The sequence below is a fragment of the uncultured Azohydromonas sp. genome (assembly GCF_937926365.1).
Lineage (GTDB): Bacteria > Pseudomonadota > Gammaproteobacteria > Burkholderiales > Burkholderiaceae_C > Azohydromonas.
In genome coordinates, this window is the sequence record NZ_CALAOH010000138.1 from 1 (window position 1) to 18479 (window position 18479).

The window sequence follows — 18479 nt, forward strand, 5'->3', positions numbered from 1 at the left end:
TGTGCGAGCGCGAGAACGTGCGCAAGCGCTTCACGCCCGCGGCGCTGGAGAAGCTTGCCGCCTACCGTTGGCCGGGCAACGTGCGCGAACTGCGCAACGTGGTGCAGCGCGCCTTCGTGATGGCCGAGGGCGAGCAAATCACCGACGAGTGGCTGCCCAGCGACCCACCTTCGGCCGAGGCCGCCGCCGGCACGGGTACTGCCGCTGCCACACCCGCCGGGCGCGGCGAGGCCAGCATCTCCATCCGGCTGGGCACCTCGATGGCCGAGGCCGAACGCCAGCTCATCCTGGCCACGCTGCGCCACTTCAACCAGCATAAGGAACGCACCGCCGCCGTGCTGGGCGTGAGCCTCAAGACGCTCTACAACCGGCTCAAGGAGTACGCCGCCGAGGACAAGGGTGACGGTGAGCCCGGCGAGCCCGGTGGCGATGGCGGCACCGCCTGACCCAGACCCTGCCCTGACTCTCCGGCCACGGCCGCCCACGGGCGGCCGTGGCCTTTTTGCGTGCACTCTTTCCACGCCTTCCGGGCCTCGCCGCGGGCCGGCGCCGTCACCTCGGGGGGCTGGTCACCGCGGCCCGGCGCACGTCGCTTGCTGCGCCAGCGCCGAGGGTGCCCTTTACCGGTACCCAGGGAGAAGCCATGAGCACGGAATCGTCCGCCAGCGGCGCCAGCACGTCACTATCCGCCGCAAGCGTGGCGCCCGAAGGAGACTGGCGCCTGGAGAAGGACAGCATGGGGGAGGTGCGCGTGCCCGCGCATGCGCTGTGGGGCGCGCAGACGCAGCGCGCGGTGGAGAACTTCAATTTCGGCAGCGGCCCCATGCCGGCCGCCTTCGTCGAGGCCCTGCTGCACCTCAAGGCCGCGGCGGCGCGGGCCAACGAGCAGCTCGGCCTGCTGGAGCCGGCGCTGGCACAGGCCATCGCCGACAGTGCCGACGCGCTGCTGGCCGACCCGCGGCACCCGGCGCATTTCCCGGTCGAGGTGTTCCAGACCGGCTCGGGCACCAGCTCGAACATGAACGCCAACGAGGTGCTGGCGACGCTGGCCGCCCAGCGCCTCGGCAAGCCGGTCAGCCCCAACGACCACGTCAACTTCGGCCAGAGCAGCAACGACACCGTCCCTTCGGCCATCCACGTCGCCGCGGCGCTGCAGTTGGAGCGCGCGCTGCTGCCGGCGCTGGCACACCTGGCCTTGGCGCTGGAGAACAAGGCGCCCACGCTGCGCCAGTACGTCAAGACCGGCCGCACGCACCTGATGGACGCCATGCCGGTGCGCTTCGACCAGGTGCTCGGCGGCTGGCGCGCGCAGGTGCAGCAGGCCATCAACGGGCTGTGCGCGCTGCAGCCGGCCGTCGCCACGCTGGCGCAGGGCGGCACCGCCGTGGGCACGGGCGTCAACACCCATCCCGAGTTCGCCGCCACCCTGTGCGCGCTGCTGCAGAAACGCACCGGCATCCACTTCCAGCCCGCGGCGGAGCGTTTTTCGCTCATGGGCGCGCAGGACACGGCCGTGCAGCTCTCCGGGCAACTCAAGGCCACGGCGGTGTGCCTGATCAAGATCGCCAACGACCTGCGCTGGATGAACTCCGGCCCGCTGGCCGGGCTGGCGGAAATCGAGCTGCCGGCGCTGCAGCCGGGCAGCTCGATCATGCCGGGCAAGGTCAACCCGGTGATCCCGGAAGCCGTGGCGATGGCCGGCGCGCAGGTCATCGGCAACGACGCCGCGATCACCCTGGCCGGCCAGTCCGGCAACTTCGAGCTCAACGTGATGCTCCCGCTGGTGGCGCGCAACCTGCTGGAGAGCCAGCAGCTGCTGGCGGCCGCGGCCCGCGCGCTGGCCGACCGCGCCATCGCAGGATTTACCGTCAACGAGGCCAGCCTGCGCGCGGCGCTGTCGCGCAACCCGGTGCTGGTGACGGCGCTCAATCCGCTGGTGGGCTACCTGAAGGCCGCCGAGATCGCCAAGGCGGCCTACAAGCAGGGCCGGCCCATCATCGACGTGGCCGAAGAGATGACGGACCTGGGCCGGGAAAAACTGCAGGAACTGCTGGACCCGGCCCGACTGACGGAGGGAGGACTTTGATCGCCATTCGCCCCTATGCGCCCGCGGACCTCAAGACGCTGGTGGCGCTGTTCACCGCCGCCGTCCACACCCTGGGCGCGCCGCACTACGGCCGGCAGCAGCTCGACGCCTGGGCGCCGCGCCCGCCCGACCTGGACACCTGGCGCCAGCGCTTCGAGGCGCAGCACACGCTCGTGGCCGAGGACGCGCTGGGCCCCTGCGGCTTCGTCTCCTGGCGCGACGACGGCTACATCGACACGCTCTATACCGCCCCGCGCTGCGCTCGCCGCGGCGTGGCCACGCGGCTGGTGCAAGCCGCCGAGGACGCGCTGAGCGCCGCCGGCGTGACCGAGCTCAGCACCGAGGCCAGTCTCGCCGCCTGGCCCTTCTTCGAGACCCGCGGCTTCGAAGTGGTGGAGCCGCAGACCGTCACGCGCCGCGGCGCCAGCTTCACGCGCTTCCTGATGCGCAAGGAAAACGCCGCCTGAGCGGCGGCGTTTCGAACAACCCGTCACACCCGCACAGGCGGGTGTCCACGCGCTCCAGGCTGCGTCCTGCCTGGCGTGGATGCCCGCCTGCGCGGACATGACGGGACGCTTTGGCCGGCAGCCCGCTCAGGGCCAGCTGCTCTCGCGCATCGGAATCACCGTCACTTCCGGGATCACGGTTTCCTCGTCCTGCAGCAGGCAGAAGCGCACCGCCTTGGCCACCTGCACCGGGTCCTGCAGCACGCCGGGGTCGATGTCGGGGAAGCGGTCGAGCAGGAAGGGCGTGCGCATGCCGCCGGCCACCACCGCCGTGACCTTGATGCCCTTGGGCCGCAGCTCCGCGTGCAGCGCGTGCGACAGGCCCAGCAGCCCCCACTTGGTGGCGTGGTAGGCGGCGGCGTTGGGCCAGGCGCGCTTGGAGGCCGTGGAGGCGATGTTGACGATGTGCCCGCCGCCGCAGGACGAGTCACGCCCCATCAGCGCCGCGGCATGCTTGGCGACGTAGAACGGGCCGCTGAGGTTGGTGCTGACGATGCGCTCCCAGTCGAAGCCGTGCAGTTCGGCCACGGGCACGGTGATGTCGATGGCGGCGTTGTTGACCACCGCGTCCAGCCGCCCGAAGCGGTCGTGCACGCGCTGCAGCAGCTCCAGCACCTGCGACTCCTCGCCCACGTCCAGCGCCTCGGCAATGGCCTCCACACCCTCCTTGGCCAGCTCGGCCGCCTTGGCCTTGGCGCGGTCCAGGTCGAGGTCGGCCAGCACGACGGTGGCGCCCTCGGCGCCCAGCACCTGCGCGATGGCAGCGCCAAGCCCGCGCGAGCCACCGGTGATGACGATGCTGCGGCCCTTCAGGGCGGTGCCCGGGGTAGAGGTCATGAATGCTTCTCCTGGCTTTGCAAATGTCGACACATCGACGGAACGGAAACGAATGCGGCGCCCCCCGGGCGCCGCGGCAGAGTCGGCTCAGCCGCCGGCATGGAGCTGGCGCTTCTCCAGCGCCGCGGCGTGGCGCTGCTTGGCAATGGCGCGCAGGTTGGCGGCCAGCGCGGTGGCGAAGGCCTCGTCGAACCACGGATAGGCGCCGCTGGCGGCCACCACGATGCCGTCCAGCACCGCGCTGCCCCACAGCAGGCTGTCGCCCTCGCGCAGCCGGTGCGGTTGCAACGACTGCAGCGCGTGCGTGTCGCCCCGGCTCCAGGCCAGCCGCGCCTTGGCGCGGGCGAAGCCGGCGTAGTCCGCATCCCAGCGGCTGCGGTCGCCCACGGCGTGCTCCAGCAACACGGCTTCTTCGAACGAACAGTCGGCGGGCGTGAGCGCCGGGTCCATGACCACGAGATAGAAGAAGCCGCAACCGCTGACCATCGGATCGGCCATGGCCGCCTCGACCATGGGCAGCGTCAAGGCCAGCGCCTGCTCGGCGGCATGGCGGTCGGCGAAATGGCTTCCACGCCTGGAGGGTTGTTTGTCCATACCGGTGACATGGCAACCGGCGCGCCCGCGCCGGCCCTTACACCTCGATCGGGGGTGATGGCGGTCCCGCCCCTTCCGCAGCAGCCCGCGTGCCACCCGGCGCGGGACCACGCAGCGCGGCCAGCTCGGTGAGCAGCCGCCGCGGGTTGGCGGGCTTGGCCAGGTGCGCGTTGAAACCGGCCGCCAGCACCTGCTGCTGCGCCTCCGGGGCGGTGAAGCCGGAGAGCGCCATCGCCGGCAGCCGCTGCGGGACGGGCACGCCGCGGCGCGACTCCAGCTGGCGCAGCACGCGGATGAACTGCAGACCGTCCTCCTTGCCCAGCGCCACCTCGCTGAGCAGCCGCTGCGGCCACATCGACATCGGCTGGCGCTCCAGCCACTGCAACGTGGCGTTGGCGCCGTCGAACAGCAGCACCTCGGCGCCCGCGCCTTCGAGCAGTTGCTGCAGCGCCGTGCGCGCTTCGGGGCGCGGCTCCACGCACAGCACGCGCAGTCCGTCCAGGCGCGGCAGCGCCTCGTCCTCGACCGGGTCGTCGCTCGCTAGGCCGGGCGGCGGCAGCTGCGCTTCCGGCTCGGGGATGGATACCGGGCGCAGCGGCAGCTCCACCACGTAGCGCAGCCCGTGCGAGGCGCTGGGCGGCTCGATGCTCAGGCGCCCGCCCTGGCGCTCGACGGTGGAGCGCAGCGCCAGCGGATCCAGCGGCGTGTCCAGGCCGAAAGGCGGCAGGTGAGCCACCGGCTCGGGTGCCTGCAACGCGCCCGGCGGCGCCAGCGCCGGCACGGCGTGGCGGCCGTCGGCGATGGTCAGCCGCGCCAGCTCGCCCTGGCGCTCCAGCCGCACCTCGATGCGCCGCCCGCGTGGCGTGGCCTGGATCGCGGCCACGCACAGCTCGCGCGCGAGCTGCGCCAGCGTGCTCGGGTCACCGGTGACGCTGGCATTGCCCAGGTCGATGTGCGCCGACAGCCGCACCTGGCGCGCATCGAGCTCGGCCGCCAGCCCGTCCACCGCCTGCGCGATCACCACCGCCAGGTTCACCGGCTGGCGCGCCAGGCGCCGCTCCAGCTTGTCGAACTGCTCCTGCTGCAGCTGCAGGTTCCACAGCTGCGCGTAGAGCCCATTTCGGGCCAGCAGCTCCTCGTGGCGGCCACGCTCGACGATGCGTCCACGGTCCATGACCACGATCTGGTCGGCGCCGACGATGGTGGAGAGGCGGTGGGCAATGATCAGCGTGGTGCGCCCCTGCGCGATGCGGTCGAGTTCGTGCTGGATCGCCCGCTCGGCGCGCGTGTCCAGCGCCGAGGTGGCCTCGTCGAAGATCATCAGCGGCGGGTTCTTGAGGAAGGCGCGCGCGATGGCGATGCGCTGCTTCTCGCCCCCGGAAAGCTTCATCCCGCGCTCGCCCACCACCGTCTCGTACTGATCGGGCAGCGACAGGATGAACTCGTGCACCTGCGCCGCCTGCGCCGCGGCGATCACCTCCGCCATGCCCGCGCCCTGGCGCCCGTAGCCGATGTTGTAGGCGATGGTGTCGTTGAACAGCACCGTGTCCTGCGGCACCACGCCGACGGCGCGGCGCAGCGAGTCCAGCTGCACGTGCTTGAGGTCCTGCCCATCCACGGTGACGCGGCCCTGCTGCGGGTCGTAGAGGCGCAGCAGCAGCCGCGCCAGCGTGCTCTTGCCCGAGCCGCTGCTGCCCACCACCGCCACGGTCTGGCCGGGGCCGATCTCCAGGCTGAGGTCGTGCAGGATGGGCCGGCCCGGCTCGTAGGCGAAATGCACGTGCTCGAAGGCGACGGCGCCGCCGGCGAGCTTCAGGGGCGGCGCGTCCGGGGCGTCCTGGATGTCCACCGGCTGGCGCAGCAGCGCGAAGAGCTTTTCGGTGTTCACCAGCGCGTCGCGCGCCTGGCGGAAGACGTAGCCCAGGGCGTTGAGCGGCAGGCAGATCTGGATGATGTAGCTGTTGACCAGCACCAGGTCGCCCACCGTCATCTGCCCGCGCACGGTCTGCTCGCCGGCCAGCAGCATCACCGCCGCGACGCCGGCGGCGATGATGGCGCTCTGGCCGATGTGCAGGCCCGACAGGGCGCGCTGGTTGCGCACGCCCTCCTCCACCCAGCCGCCGAGCACGCTGCCGTAGCGCTGGCGCTCGAAGCCCTCGCGCGCATGGGTCTTGACGGTCTCGTAGTTGAGCAGCGTGTCCACCATGCGGCCGTTGGCGCGCGAGTCCAGGTCGTTGACGCGGCGCTGGCGCAGCGCGCGCTTGGCCGTCTTGGCGGTGGTGAAGCTGCCGTAGACGACGAAGGTCACCATGATCACCAGCGTGAACCACAGGCTGTAGCCCGCGGCCATCACCGCCAGCACGGCGATGAACTCCACCAGCGTGGGCACCACGGTGAACAGGCCCGAGCCCAGCAGGAAGCCCACGCCGGCGGTGCCGCGCTCCACGTCGCGGATGAGCGCGCCGGTGTTGCGCTGCACGTGGAAGCGCGGGCTCAGCGAGAGCAGGTGCGCGAAGCAGCGCTCGGCGAAGTCGGTGACGGTGGACAGTGTCACGCGCGCGAACACCAGGTCGCGCAGCTCGGTGAACAGCGTGCCGGCGAAGCGCAGCAGCGCGTAGCCCAGCAGCAGGAACACCGGCAGCACCAGCACCGTGTCGCCGTGGGGGCTGCTCTCGGCCAGGGTGCCGGGCTCGCTGAAGCGGTCGATGACGGCCTTGAGCAGCAGCGGCACCGCCACGGCCGCGAGCTTGGCCACCACCAGCAGCGCCATTGCCAGGATCGTGCGGTTGCGATGCCGCCAGGCCGCCTCTGCCAGCCCGACGAACACGTTGGTCTTGCCGTTGCTGCCTGGGGGGGTGTCTGCCATCGCCGCGCGGCGGCAAGCCGAATGCCTGCCAGCGCCAGGGCACGGGCCTTGCCAATGCCGCGTCCGGACGTTTTTTCAGGAGTCCCGCATGGGTAGCCAGATCAAGACCGAAGCCGACGCTCGCGCCACCATCCCGCTGCGCCCCGCGCAGGAACAGAAGGCCACCGGCCAGAAGCGCAGCAAAGCGCGCGGCGTGGCCACGCGCACCAAGAAGAACCCGGGGAAGCGCTCACACCAGGGCGGGAGTTGATCAAGCGGCGTCCTGACGCATCCCGCCAGGCGAGCCGCTGCGCCCCCTGGGCCGTCATGCCCGCTTTCGCGGGCATGACGAAATGAGGTGCGCGGCGCTTCAGCTCTCGGCTGCCGCGGAATCCACCGCTCTCACTCCAGCGGCGCCGCCTTGTCCGTCTGCTCCGTCACGATCTCGCGCGGGTCGCCCTCGCGCTTGAGCTGCTGCTGCAGCGCCTGCATCTGCTGGCCCAGCGTGTTGAGCGCCATGGGCTCCAGCAGCTTGCGCACCTTCGGGAACAGGTGCTCCTCCTCTTCCTTGTGGTGGTGCTCGGCCTGCTCCTTGAGTACGTGGAATTTCGGCTCGAAGGCCGGGTCGTCCGGCGCGAGTTCCACCAGGTCCGCCAGCACGCGCTTGAGCGACAGGTGCTCCTCCAGCGACTCCAGCAGGATGTCCTCGGTGCGCTTCTCCTTCACGGCGGGATAGAAGATCTGCTCCTCCGACGTGAGGTGCACGGTGAGCTCGTCGCCCACGCGCTTGAACAGCGACTCGCGCTGCGACTGCGGCCCGTCCATCCAGGCTTTCATCAGCGCCTCCAGGCTGCGGTGCTGGCTGGTGAGCAGTTCGATGGCATCCATGGCGTTCCTCATTCTTGAAAAGTCAATGCGCGGCCTGGAGGCATTCGCCATGCCTGGGGCGCGCTTCGGAGATGGCCCGGGCCCAGGCGGGCGCGCGGCTTGCCGGCCGCGCGGCGGGCCGATTTCGCCGTGCCTGCACACCTCAATCTCCAGGAGGACGCCATGAGCACCACCAAGCCGCCGCTCGCCGGTTCCACACCCACCGAGGACGCGGGCAAGCTCGTGCTGCGCGTGGTGCTGGGGGTGCTGATCCTGCTGCACGGCATCGCCAAGCTCGTCGGCGGACCCGGCTTCATCATGGGCCTGCTGGCCAAGTACGGGCTGCCACCGGCGCTGGGCTATGGCGTCTACGTCGGCGAGGTGGTGGCGCCGCTGCTGCTGATCCTGGGTCTGTACAGCCGCGCGGCGGCGCTGATCGTGGTGATCAACATGCTGGTGGCCATCGGCCTGGTGCACATGGGCCAGATCGGCCAGCTCAACAAGACCGGCGGCTGGGAGCTGGAACTGCAGGGCATGTACCTCTTCGGCGCGCTGGCCGTGGCGCTGTTGGGCGCAGGCCGCTACAGCGTGGGCGGGCTGCACGGGCGCTGGAACTGAGCCGGCACCGGTTCGTGCCGGCGAGGCCGCCGCGCGGCATTAGGCTGGCGGCTCCTTCCCACACCACGCCGCCGCGTGCGGCCCGCTTCCGCATGGCCCTGACCGAGCACTACTTCACCCTGAAACAGGCCCACATGGGTTTCGTCTACCTCAGCGGCAGCCTGTTCGCGCTGCGCGGGCTGGCGCTGATCGGCGGCTCGCGCTGGGCCATGGCGACGCCGCTGCGCATCACGGCCGTGGCCATCGACACCGCGCTGGTCGTGGCCGCGCTGCTGGTGCTCGCCTCGCTGCAGTTCCAGCCGCTGGCCTCGGCCTGGCTGTGGGTGAAGCTGGCGCTGCTGCCGGTGTACGTGGCGCTGGGCACCTTCGTGCTCAAGCGCGCTCGCACTGGCGCGCAGCGCACGCTGGGGTGGCTGCTGGCGCTGGCGGTGTTCGGGTTCATGATCTCGGTGGCGCGCGCGCACCACCCGCTGGGCCTGTTCCACGCCCTGGCGGGCTGAAGGCAGCGCCGGCGCCGGGCCCTCGCGCCATGAGGGCCCCCCACAGGAATGCGGCTTGCCTGCCCCAAGGCTCACCCTCCGGAGACGACCGTCATGAACCAATTCCTGAGCAAGCTCTCGCCGAGCATCACCAACATGATCCGCATGGATCACACCCATGTGCTGGCGACCTTCCACCAGTACGAGGTCGATACCCCGCCCAAGACCAAGCAGGCGCTGGCCAAGACGGTGTGCCTGGCGCTGGAGATCCACGCGCAGCTGGAAGAGGAGATCTTCTATCCCGCCATGCGCGAGGCGCAGAGCGACAACGCGGTGCTGGACAAGAGCGTGCCGGAGCATGACGAGATGCGCACGCTGATCGCGCGGCTGCGCACGCTGGACCCGACCGACCCGGAGCACGACCGCGTCTTCATGTCGCTCATGCGCGCGGTGATGCACCACGTGGCCGACGAGGAGACGACGCTGCTGCCGCAGGCCGAGCTGGGCCTGGCCGACCGCCTGGGCGAACTGGGCGCGCGCATGACCAAGCGCCGCCTGGAGCTGACCGCGCCGCACGCCGGCGAGATCGCCTCCAACACCGTGCGCACCATGCCGGCGAGCTCCATGGCGCTGGCCGCCGGCGCGCTGCTGATGGGCGGCTACATGCTCAAGCAGACCTTCCGCCACCGCCGCCACATGGGCTGAGGCCAGCCCCCGGCATCCACGAGACCGGGCCCTCGCGGGCCCGATTTTTTTGCGGCTCGGCGCGACGCAAGGACATCCGTCACGCCCGGGGTCGCGTCGTTGTCAGTGGACGGGCACGGCTGTTACGAGGGGTACGGGAAGGCTGGAACTCCGGGACGAATCGGCGGCTGGTCCGCCGATCGGTGCCGGGCTCGATGGGGCTCAATGACGGCATGCAATTCCGCCCTGCCCGCGGCCCGGAACCAGACGGCCGAGTGGCGAGGCACCGTCGAAGGCCCGCCGTGAACGAACTTGCCCACAACCGCCATCTCTTCATCGAAGACCTCGCGCGTCGGCTAAACGCGCTCGAAACCGGCCAGCGGCGCATGAACGCGCTGGACTACCGCGTGCACGCGCGCATGCTGCGCCACGCGCTGGCGGGCGTGCCGGTGAAGCATCTGCAGGTGCTGACGGCCTATGAGGTCGTGTGCGAGGTGCTGGACAACCGCGGCTTCGACGAGTGCGGCCTGCTGCACAGCGCCGGCGCCCAGGCGCGCGCGCTGCGCGATACCACCGATACGCTGCTGCGCCGGCTGCAGCGGGGGAGCCGCGAGGCGGCTTGAGGCAGCGCGGGCTGCCGCCCCCCGCTACAGAAACCGCTCCAGCAGCTTCCGCGACGCCTTGTCCAGCGCGAAGCGCTCGGCGCGGAACTGCACGCCGTCGGCGCTGGTGATCAGCAGCAGCCCATTGGCCAGGCGGCGGATGTCCTCCTCCGCCTTGAGCACGAACTGCGTGGGGCCGCGGTCGGTGTGCACGGTCCAGGTGCTGGGCGTGGCGAAGCCCGATACCGACACCAGTTGCTCGATGCGCGGCATGAACTCGCGCGCCGCCAGCTCCTCCTCCACCAGCAGCCGCGCCGCGGGCGTGAGCGCGTCCATGCGCTCCACCCAGGCCAGCTCGTGGCCGTCCGGACCCACCAGTGACAGCCCTTCCAGCGGCGCCGCGATCGGGAAGGCGCGCACCGGCGTCACGCCCACGTGCTCGCGCCCGTGCGCGTCGGTCAGCACCAGGCGGCCGAAGGGGTTGCGCGAGAGCCGGATGTCCGCGCCGTCGGCGTTCGAGGCATCAAGGTTGCTCATGGATCACACCTCCCCCGTCTGCCGCGCCACGTGCGCCTCGGGCGCGCGCGGCATCTGCGGCTCGGTATCGACGTTGCGCGCCTGCGCCTCGTACAGGCGCCAGTAAGCGCCCTGCTTTTCCATCAGCTCGTCATGCGGACCCACCTCCACCACGCGGCCGCGGTCCATCACCACCAGGCGGTCGGCCTTGCGCAGCGTGGAGAGGCGGTGCGCGATGGCGATGGTGGTGCGGCCCTGCACCAGGTTGTCCAGCGCCTTCTGGATCTCGCCCTCGGTTTCCGTGTCCACGCTGGAGGTGGCCTCGTCGAGGATGAGGATGCGCGGGTCGATCAGCAGAGCGCGCGCGATGGAGATGCGCTGGCGCTCGCCGCCGGAGAGGCCCTGGCCGCGCTCGCCCACCATCGAGTCGTAGCCGTGAGGCAGGCGCAGGATGAACTCGTGCGCGTGCGCCGCGCGCGCCGCGGCCACGATCTGCTCGCGCGTGGCGTCGGGGCGGCCGTAGGCGATGTTCTCGGCGATGGTGCCGAAGAACAGGAACGGCTCCTGCAGCACCAGCCCGATGTGGCGCCGGTAGTCGGCCACGGCGAAGCGGCGGATGTCGGTGCCGTCCACGCGGATGGAACCGTCGCTGATGTCGTAGAAGCGGCAGAGCAGGTTCACCAGCGTGCTCTTGCCCGAGCCGCTGTGGCCCACCAGGCCGATCATCTCGCCGGGGTGGATGTCGAGGTCCAGCCCGCGGATGACGCTGCGGTTGCCGTAGCGGAAGGTCAGCCCGCGCATCTCGATGCGGCCCTGCACCGAGGGCAGCGGCACCGGCTGGGCCGGATCGGGCACGTTGGAGACGTGGTCCAGGATGTCGAAGATGCGCTTGGCGCCGGCGGCGGCCTTCTGCGTCACCGACACGATGCGGCTCATCGAGTCCAGCCGCGAGTAGAAGCGGCCGATGTAGGCAATGAAGGCGGTGAGCACGCCCACCGTGATCTCGTTGCGGCTGATCTGCCAGATGCCGAAGGCCCACACCACCAGCAGCCCGATCTCGGTGAGCAGCGTCACCGTGGGCGTGAACAGGCTCCAGGTGCGGTTGAGCCGGTCGTTGACCTCCAGGTTGTGGCGGTTGGCCTCCTTGAAGCGCTGCGCCTCGCGCGCCTCCTGCGCGAAGGCCTTGACCACGCGGATGCCGGGAATGGTGTCGGCCAGCACGTTGGTGACCTCGGACCAGACGCGGTCGATCTTCTCGAAGCCGGTGCGCAGCCGCTCGCGCACGATGTGGATGAGCCAGCCGATGACGGGCAGCGGCAGCAGCGTCACCAGCGCCAGCCAGGGGTTGATGGAGAACAGGATGGCCGCCGTCATGGCGATCATCAGCACGTCGGTGGCGAAGTCCAGCGCGTGCAGCGACAGGAAGACGTTGATGCGGTCCGTCTCCGAGCCGATGCGCGCCAGCAGATCGCCGGTGCGCTTGTTGCCGAAGTAGTCCAGCGACAGCGTGAGCAGGTGCTCGTAAGTCGTGGTGCGCAAATCCGCGCCGATGCGCTCGCTCACCAGCGCCAGCAGGTACGTGCGGGCCCAGCTCAGGCCCCAGGCCAGCAGCGCCGACCCCAGCAGCCCCGACAGCAGCAGCAGCACCAGCGTGGTGTCGATGGCCTGCCCGTTCTGGAACGGGATCAGCACCCGGTCCATCAGCGGGATGGTCAGATAAGGCGGCACCAGCGTGGCGGCGGTGGAGGCCAGCGTCAGCAGGAAGCCCAGGAACAGCCGGCCCTGGTACGGGCGGGCGAAGCGCCACAGCCGCAGCAGCACCCAGGTCGAGGTCGGCTTGGACGTCCTGGCGGCGCCGTCCTCGGCCTCGGCGGCGTCGGCGGACGCGGCGTCCTCGTCGGCGGCCAGCTGCCCGGCGCGGCGCGCCTGCTGGCGTTCGAAGGCGGCGATGAACTGCTGCGCCGCCGGCCCCTGCGCCAGCGTGAAGCGCCACAGCGCCAGGCGCCGGTGCGCGTCCACCAGCTCCAGCGTGCCCACGCCGGCGTGGTCGTTCAGGCGCAGCGCCAGGTCCCGGGTCAGCGGCCAGTCCTGCCAGCGCCCGTCCGGGGAAGCGGCCTGCAGCGTGCGTTCGGTGAGCACCAGGCCGCCGTCGGCAAAGCGCAATTGCGCGTCGAGGTCAACCTGCAGCGTGGCCAGCACGTTGTCGCCAGCTTCGAGGCGGGAGGGCAAGGCACCGCGCCAAGCGGCGCCGACCTCACCGGACAAGGGAGCGGAGATTGGATGTGACATGGGCTTCAGCAGCCCTCGGCGCGCGCCGGGGGCCCGGGATTCTCGCGCAAGCAGGCAACCGGCACGCCTTGCGGCCGGTCCCCCGCCTGCCCCACCTGCCGCGAACGGCACAATCCCTCATTCGACCGGGACAGCATTACTGACCATGAGCCCCAAGAACGACATCCGGCTGCTGCGCATCAACCACCTGCGCGGGCCCAACATCTGGACCTACCGCCCTGCGCTGGAGGTCTGGCTGGATCTCGGTGAGCTGGAGGACTACCCCTCCAACCTGCTGCCCGGCTTCACCGACCGGCTCCTGGGCATGCTGCCCAACCTGATGGAGCACCACTGCGGCGTGGGCGAGCGCGGCGGCTTCGTGGAGCGGCTGCGCGAGGGCACCTGGGCCGGCCACATCCTGGAGCACGTGGTCATCGAGCTGCTCAACCTCGCGGGCATGCCCACCGGTTTCGGCCAGACCCGCAGCACCTCGCAGCACGGCGTCTACCGCATGGTGTTCCGCGCCCGCGACGAGCAGGTGGCGCGCGCGGCGCTGGCGCAGGGCCACGCGCTGCTGATGGCCGCCATCAACGAACAGCCCTTCGACGTGGACGCCGCGGTGAACGTGGTGCGTGAGGAGCTGGACGACTGCTACCTCGGCCCCAGCACCGCCGCCATCGTGGAGGCGGCCACCGAGCGCCGCATCCCTCACATCCGTCTCAACAGCGGCAACCTGGTGCAGCTGGGCTATGGCGCCCGCTCGCGCCGCATCTGGACCGCCGAGACCGACCGCACCAGCGCCATCGGCGAGGGCATCGCCGGCGACAAGGATCTGACGAAGACGCTGCTGGCCGCCTGCGGCGTGCCGGTGCCCGAGGGCCGGGTGGTCGAGTCGCCCGCGGAGGCCTGGGAGGCGGCGGAAGACATCGGCGTGCCGGTGGTGGTGAAACCCTCCGACGCCAACCATGGCCGCGGCGTGTCGCTGGAGCTGACCGAGCAGGCCGACATCGAGGCCGCCTTCGGCATCGCCGACGCGGAAGGCTCGGAGGTGATCGTCGAGCGCTACGTGCGCGGCAACGAGCACCGGCTGCTGGTGGTGGGCGGCAAGCTCGTGGCCGCCGCGCGCGGCGAGAGCCTGTGGATCACCGGCGACGGCCAGAGCACCGTGGTGCAGCTCATCGACAGCCAGCTCAACACCGACCCGCGCCGCGGCGAGACCGAGGACCTGCCGCTGGAGACCATCCGCCTGGAGCGCGAGCCCGTGATGCGCCAGCTGCTGCAGCGCCAGGGCCTGGACGGCGACTCCGTGCCCGCCGCCGGGCGCCGCGTGCTGGTGCAGCGCAACGGCAACATGGCCTTCGACTGCACGCACGAGGTCCACCCGGAAGTCGCCGCCATGGCGGTGCTGGCGGCCAAGGTCGTGGGGCTGGACATCGCCGGCATCGACCTGGTGGCCGAGGACATCTCCAAGCCGCTGGAGACGCAGGGCGGCGCGATCGTCGAGGTCAACGCCGGCCCGGGGCTGCTGATGCACCTGAAGCCGGCCGTGGGCACGCCGCAGCCGGTGGGCCGCGCCATCGTGGACCACCTCTTCGCCGAGGGCGAGAGCGGGCGCGTTCCCATCGTCGGCGTGGCCGGCACGCGCAGCACGCACGTCACGGCGCGGCTGGTGGCGTGGCTGCTGCACCTGCGCGGCACGCCCGTGGGCCTGGCCTGCCGCGACGGCCTGTTCCTGGAGAACCGCCCGGTGCAGGGTGGCGACTGCGCCAACTGGGAAGCCGGCCACCGGCTGCTGATGAACCGCCGCATCGAGGCGGCGGTGATCGAGAACGGCCCGCTGTCCATCCTGCGCGACGGCCTGTCCTACGACCGCTGCGACATCGGCATCGTCACCGACTTCGAAGGCGCCGAAACGCTGGGCCACTACGACATCCGCGACGCGGATCAACTGCCCAAGGTGCTGCGCACCCAGGTGGACGTGGTGCTGGACGGGGGCGTGGCCGTGCTCAACGCGGACGACGCGCGCATCGCCGCACTGGCCCCGCTGTGCGACGGCGAATCCATCCTCTACGCCCTGGCGGCGGACAACGCCGCGCTGCAGGAGCACGTGGCCGCGGGCGGCCGCGCCGTGCGGCTGCAGGGCCGCGCCGCCGAGCTGCTGGCGCCGGACGCGGCGCCGCAGCGCATCGAGCTCGGCGCCTGGGGCGAGGCCGAGCGCGCCCAGGGCGTGCTGCCGGCCGTGGCCGCCGCCTGGGCCCTGGGCATCGCGCCCGCCCTGATCCGTGCCGGCATCGAAACCTTCGATGCCGAGCTCGCGCGCAACCCGAATCCGAATCGCTGATGAACGTCTCCCGCATCCGTGCCCTGCGCGGCCCCAACCTCTGGAGCCGCCACACCGCCATCGAAGCCGTGGTGGCCTGCGAAGGCGCCGAGAACGCCATCGCCGGCATGCCGGGCTTCGAGAACCGGCTGCGCCAGCGCTTCCCGGGCCTGGCGCCGCTGCACGCCGGCACGTCCCTGGCGCACGTGCTCGAAGCCGCCACGCTGGGCCTGCAGGCCCAGGCCGGCTGCCCCGTCACCTTCAGCCGCACCCAGCCCACGCTGGAAGCCGGCGTGTACCAGGTGGTGGTGGAGTACACCGAGGAACCCGTGGGCCGCATGGCTTTCGACACCGCACGCGCCCTGGTGGCCGCGGCGCTGGCCGACGAGGCCTTCGACCTCGACGCCGCGCTGGCCGCGCTGCGCGAGAAGGACGAGGACGTGCGCCTGGGCCCCAGCACCGGCTCGATCGTGGCCGCGGCCGTGGCGCGCGGCATTCCATACCGGCGCCTGACCGAGGGCAGCCTGGTGCAGCTCGGCTGGGGCTCCAGGCAGCGCCGCATTTGGGCCGCCGAGGTGGACACCACCAGCGCCGTCTCCGAGTCCATCGCCCAGGACAAGGACCTCACCAAGAAGCTGCTGGCCGCCGCCGGCGTGCCGGTGCCCATCGGGCGGCCGGTGTCCAGCCTGGAGGAAGCCTGGGCCGTGGCGCAGGAGATCGGCCTGCCCGTGGTGCTCAAGCCCCAGGACGGCAATCAGGGCAAGGGCGTGACGGTGAACGTCGCCACGCGCGAGCACATGGAGATCGCCTACCGAGCCGCCGCCGAGATCGGCGAGGTGCTGGTCGAGAAGTACCTGCCCGGCTGCGACTACCGGCTGCTGGTGGTGGGCAACCGCCTGGTGGCCGCGGCGCGGCGCGACCCGCCGCAGGTGGTGGGTGACGGGCGTCGCACCGTGCGCGAGCTGGTGGAGCAGGTCAACGCCGACCCGCGCCGCGGCGACGGCCACGCCACCTCGCTGACCAAGATCCGGCTGGACGAGATCGCGCTGGCGCGGCTGGACCTGCAGGGGCTCACGCCCGAGTCCGTGCCCGAGAAGGGGCGCCGCGTGACGCTGCGCAACAACGCCAACCTCTCCACCGGCGGCACCGCCACCGACGTGACCGACGACGTGCACCCGGACGTGGCGGCGCGCGCCGTGGCGGCGGCGCAAATGATCGGGCTGCACATCTGCGGCGTGGACGTGGTGGCCGAGAGCGTGCTGCGCCCGCTGGAGGAGCAAAGCGGCGGTGTGGTCGAAGTCAACGCCGCGCCGGGCCTGCGCATGCACCTGTCGCCCTCCTACGGCAAGGGCCGCAACGTGGGCGAGGCGATGGTCAGCCACCTCTATGCCCCGGGCGAGGACGGGCGCATCCCGGTGGTCGCCGTCACCGGCACCAACGGCAAGACCACCGTCACGCGGCTGATCGCGCACCTGTTCGCCAGCGCCGGGCTGCGCGTGGGCATGACCAACACCGACGGCGTCTACGTCAACGGCCGCCAGACCGACAGCGGCGACTGCAGCGGCCCCAGGAGCGCGCGCAACGTGCTGCTGCACCCGGAGGTGGACGCGGCGGTGTTCGAAACCGCGCGCGGCGGCGTGCTGCGCGAGGGCCTGGGCTTCGACCGCTGCAGCGTGGCGGTGGTGACCAACATCGGCGCCGGCGACCACCTGGGGCTGAACTACATCACCACGGTGGAGGACCTGGCGGTGCTCAAGCGCGTGATCGTGCACAACGTGGCCGAGAGCGGCTACGCGGTGCTGAACGCCGCCGACCCGACCGTGGCCGCCATGGCCGGCGTGTGCCCGGGCAAGGTGATCTTCTTCGCCGCCGACCGGCACCACCCGCTGATGGCCATGCACCGCGCGCAGGGCCAGCGCACCGTGTTCGTGGACGGCGACGCGGTGGTGGCCGCCGAGGGCACCTGGCGCGAGAGCCTGTCGCTGCGCGACATCCCGCTCACGCGCGGCGGCAGCATCGGCTTCCAGGTGGAGAACGTGATGGCGGCCGTGGCCGCGGCCTGGGCCTCGGGGCTGAGCTGGGACGCGGTGCGCCGCGGGCTGGCGAGCTTCGTCAACGACGCGCACAACGCGCCGGGGCGCTTCAACGTCATGGACTACCGCGGCGCCACGCTGATCGCCGACTACGGCCACAACCCCGACGCGATGCGCGCGCTGGTGGCGGCCATCGCCACCATGCCGGCCAAGAAGCGCTCGGTGGTGATCAGCGGCGCGGGCGACCGGCGCGACGAGGACATCACCGAGCAGACGCAGATCCTGGGCGCGGCCTTCGACGAGGTGGTGCTGTACCAGGACGCGGCGCAGCGCGGGCGCGCCGACGGCGAGGTGATCGGGCTGCTGCGCCAGGGCCTGCAGGGGGCCTCGCGCACGCGCCACGTGGAGGAGATCCGCGGCGAGTTCGTCGCCATCGACGCCGCGCTGTCGCGCCTGGAGCCGGGCGACCTGTGCCTGATCCTCATCGACCAGGTGGAAGAGGCGCTGGCGCACCTGGCCCAGCGCATCGCCGAGGTCCGCTGAGGCGCCGGACCGCAGGCGCGGCGCAGGACGACGCGAGGCTGCGATGGACCCTGCCGCCGCCACGCCGCAGGACCTGACGCAACTGGCCGCGCTGGCCGCGGCGCTGGGCTGGGCCAGCGGGATGCGGCTCTACGCCGCGGTGTTCCTCACCGGGCTGGCGGGCTGGCTGCAGTGGGTGACGCTGCCGCCGGGGCTGCAGGTGCTGCAGAACCCGCTGGTGCTGGGCGCGGCCGGCGTGATGCTGGTGGTGGAGTTCATCGCCGACAAGGTGCCGGCGGTGGATTCGCTGTGGGACGCGGTGCACACCGCGATCCGCATTCCCGCCGGTGCGGCATTGGCCGTGGCGGCGCTCTCGGGCGCCTTCGGCGGCGACGCGCTGGCCTGGGGCACCGTCACCGCGCTGCTGGGCGGCACGCTGGCGGCGACGGCGCACGCGGGCAAGGCCAGCACGCGCGCGGCGGTCAACACCTCGCCGGAGCCCTTCACCAACCTGGCCCTGTCCCTGGTGGGCGACGCCGCCGTGCCGGGGCTGCTGTGGCTGTCGTGGGCGCACCCGATCGCCTTCTTCGTGGTGCTGATCGTGGCCGTCGCGCTGGCGCTGGCGCTGGCCTTCACGCTGTGGCGCTTCGTGCGGCGGCGGCTGGCCCGCCTGGGGCGCTGAACGGGGCGCGGCGCCCTTCC

At 71.7% G+C, this 18479-nt stretch carries 17 protein-coding genes; 11 read left to right on the plus strand and 6 right to left on the minus strand.

Annotation, left to right across the window (positions count from 1 at the left end):
- From Q0741_RS14760 to Q0741_RS14770, 3 genes are all read left to right on the plus strand, one after another.
- On the plus strand, positions 1-446 hold a 446-nt coding region (locus Q0741_RS14760; RefSeq protein WP_298233971.1), incomplete at its 5' end, for a helix-turn-helix domain-containing protein.
- A 197-nt stretch (positions 447-643) separates the two neighbouring features.
- Complete coding sequence (locus Q0741_RS14765) at positions 644-2086, plus strand: lyase family protein (protein ID WP_298233972.1); 1443 nt, start codon at positions 644-646, stop codon at positions 2084-2086.
- Positions 2083-2553, plus strand: coding sequence for a GNAT family N-acetyltransferase (locus Q0741_RS14770; protein WP_298233973.1), 471 nt, complete (start codon positions 2083-2085; stop codon positions 2551-2553). The genes Q0741_RS14765 and Q0741_RS14770 overlap by 4 nt, the downstream gene beginning before the upstream one ends.
- Before the next feature lie 126 nt (positions 2554-2679).
- Here the strand turns inward: Q0741_RS14770 and Q0741_RS14775 are convergent, their stop codons facing one another.
- From Q0741_RS14775 to Q0741_RS14785, 3 genes are all read right to left on the minus strand, one after another.
- Positions 2680-3429, minus strand: coding sequence for an SDR family oxidoreductase (locus Q0741_RS14775; RefSeq protein WP_298233974.1), 750 nt, complete (start codon positions 3427-3429; stop codon positions 2680-2682).
- Positions 3430-3516: 87 nt separating this feature from the next.
- Positions 3517-4023 carry a hypothetical protein gene (locus tag Q0741_RS14780; protein ID WP_298233975.1) on the minus strand — a complete coding sequence of 169 codons (507 nt, stop codon included), beginning with the start codon at positions 4021-4023 and terminating at the stop codon, positions 3517-3519.
- A gap of 37 nt (positions 4024-4060) precedes the next feature.
- Positions 4061-6889 (minus strand): ATP-binding cassette domain-containing protein, encoded by a 2829-nt coding sequence (locus tag Q0741_RS14785; protein ID WP_298233976.1) that lies wholly within the window; start codon positions 6887-6889, stop codon positions 4061-4063.
- Positions 6890-6977: 88 nt separating this feature from the next.
- On the opposite strand from Q0741_RS14785, the gene Q0741_RS14790 reads away from it, so the two are divergent.
- Positions 6978-7139: a hypothetical protein gene (locus Q0741_RS14790; protein ID WP_298233977.1), complete on the plus strand. Its 162-nt coding sequence runs from the start codon at positions 6978-6980 to the stop codon at positions 7137-7139.
- A 131-nt stretch (positions 7140-7270) separates the two neighbouring features.
- Here Q0741_RS14790 and Q0741_RS14795 read toward each other — a convergent pair whose 3' ends face one another.
- Positions 7271-7756, minus strand: coding sequence for a hemerythrin domain-containing protein (locus Q0741_RS14795; RefSeq protein WP_298233978.1), 486 nt, complete (start codon positions 7754-7756; stop codon positions 7271-7273).
- A 162-nt stretch (positions 7757-7918) separates the two neighbouring features.
- Between Q0741_RS14795 and Q0741_RS14800 the strand changes: the two genes are divergently transcribed.
- The 4 genes from Q0741_RS14800 (at position 7919) to Q0741_RS14815 (ending at position 10139) form a co-directional block, all read left to right on the plus strand.
- Entirely contained in the window at positions 7919-8353 is a 435-nt protein-coding gene (locus Q0741_RS14800) for a DoxX family protein (protein WP_298233979.1), read from the plus strand.
- Positions 8354-8445: 92 nt separating this feature from the next.
- Positions 8446-8853, plus strand: a complete 408-nt coding sequence (locus Q0741_RS14805) for a SirB2 family protein (RefSeq protein ID WP_298233980.1) — start codon at positions 8446-8448, stop codon at positions 8851-8853.
- 93 nt (positions 8854-8946) lie between these two features.
- A complete protein-coding gene (locus Q0741_RS14810) occupies positions 8947-9537 on the plus strand; it encodes a hemerythrin domain-containing protein (RefSeq protein WP_298233981.1) in 591 nt (196 codons plus the stop codon).
- A 281-nt stretch (positions 9538-9818) separates the two neighbouring features.
- Positions 9819-10139 carry a hypothetical protein gene (locus tag Q0741_RS14815; RefSeq protein WP_298233982.1) on the plus strand — a complete coding sequence of 107 codons (321 nt, stop codon included), beginning with the start codon at positions 9819-9821 and terminating at the stop codon, positions 10137-10139.
- A 24-nt stretch (positions 10140-10163) separates the two neighbouring features.
- Here Q0741_RS14815 and Q0741_RS14820 read toward each other — a convergent pair whose 3' ends face one another.
- Positions 10164-10655: a DUF1854 domain-containing protein gene (locus Q0741_RS14820; protein WP_298233983.1), complete on the minus strand. Its 492-nt coding sequence runs from the start codon at positions 10653-10655 to the stop codon at positions 10164-10166.
- Between the two features lie 3 nt (positions 10656-10658).
- Positions 10659-12923 (minus strand): ABC transporter ATP-binding protein, encoded by a 2265-nt coding sequence (locus Q0741_RS14825; protein WP_298233984.1) that lies wholly within the window; start codon positions 12921-12923, stop codon positions 10659-10661.
- A gap of 145 nt (positions 12924-13068) precedes the next feature.
- Between Q0741_RS14825 and cphA (Q0741_RS14830) the strand changes: the two genes are divergently transcribed.
- From cphA (Q0741_RS14830) to Q0741_RS14840, 3 genes are read left to right on the plus strand one after another with little or no spacing between them, the layout of a single operon-like run.
- The gene (gene cphA, locus Q0741_RS14830; protein WP_298233985.1) at positions 13069-15243 is read left to right on the plus strand and encodes a cyanophycin synthetase; all 2175 of its coding nucleotides are present in this window, start codon (positions 13069-13071) and stop codon (positions 15241-15243) included.
- Positions 15243-17798 (plus strand): cyanophycin synthetase, encoded by a 2556-nt coding sequence (cphA, locus tag Q0741_RS14835; RefSeq protein ID WP_298233986.1) that lies wholly within the window; start codon positions 15243-15245, stop codon positions 17796-17798. The genes cphA (Q0741_RS14830) and cphA (Q0741_RS14835) overlap by 1 nt, the downstream gene beginning before the upstream one ends.
- Positions 17799-17841: 43 nt before the next feature.
- Positions 17842-18459 carry a DUF4126 domain-containing protein gene (locus tag Q0741_RS14840; protein ID WP_298233987.1) on the plus strand — a complete coding sequence of 206 codons (618 nt, stop codon included), beginning with the start codon at positions 17842-17844 and terminating at the stop codon, positions 18457-18459.
- The last annotated feature ends 20 nt before the right edge of the window (positions 18460-18479 follow it).

What these genes read in the sequence shown, in the direction of transcription:
- Q0741_RS14800 (WP_298233979.1), top strand. Translation starts at nt 7,919, where the DNA reads ATGAGCACCACCAAGCCGCCGCTCGCCGGTTCCACACCCACCGAGGAC.
- Q0741_RS14785 (WP_298233976.1), bottom strand. Translation starts at nt 6,889, where the DNA reads ATGGCAGACACCCCCCCAGGCAGCAACGGCAAGACCAACGTGTTCGTC.
- Q0741_RS14820 (WP_298233983.1), bottom strand. Translation starts at nt 10,655, where the DNA reads ATGAGCAACCTTGATGCCTCGAACGCCGACGGCGCGGACATCCGGCTC.
- Q0741_RS14765 (WP_298233972.1), top strand. Translation starts at nt 644, where the DNA reads ATGAGCACGGAATCGTCCGCCAGCGGCGCCAGCACGTCACTATCCGCC.
- cphA (WP_298233985.1), top strand. Translation starts at nt 13,069, where the DNA reads ATGAGCCCCAAGAACGACATCCGGCTGCTGCGCATCAACCACCTGCGC.
- Q0741_RS14840 (WP_298233987.1), top strand. Translation starts at nt 17,842, where the DNA reads ATGGACCCTGCCGCCGCCACGCCGCAGGACCTGACGCAACTGGCCGCG.
- Q0741_RS14790 (WP_298233977.1), top strand. Translation starts at nt 6,978, where the DNA reads ATGGGTAGCCAGATCAAGACCGAAGCCGACGCTCGCGCCACCATCCCG.
- Q0741_RS14810 (WP_298233981.1), top strand. Translation starts at nt 8,947, where the DNA reads ATGAACCAATTCCTGAGCAAGCTCTCGCCGAGCATCACCAACATGATC.
- Q0741_RS14775 (WP_298233974.1), bottom strand. Translation starts at nt 3,429, where the DNA reads ATGACCTCTACCCCGGGCACCGCCCTGAAGGGCCGCAGCATCGTCATC.
- Q0741_RS14805 (WP_298233980.1), top strand. Translation starts at nt 8,446, where the DNA reads ATGGCCCTGACCGAGCACTACTTCACCCTGAAACAGGCCCACATGGGT.
- Q0741_RS14795 (WP_298233978.1), bottom strand. Translation starts at nt 7,756, where the DNA reads ATGGATGCCATCGAACTGCTCACCAGCCAGCACCGCAGCCTGGAGGCG.
- Q0741_RS14780 (WP_298233975.1), bottom strand. Translation starts at nt 4,023, where the DNA reads ATGGACAAACAACCCTCCAGGCGTGGAAGCCATTTCGCCGACCGCCAT.
- cphA (WP_298233986.1), top strand. Translation starts at nt 15,243, where the DNA reads ATGAACGTCTCCCGCATCCGTGCCCTGCGCGGCCCCAACCTCTGGAGC.
- Q0741_RS14825 (WP_298233984.1), bottom strand. Translation starts at nt 12,923, where the DNA reads ATGTCACATCCAATCTCCGCTCCCTTGTCCGGTGAGGTCGGCGCCGCT.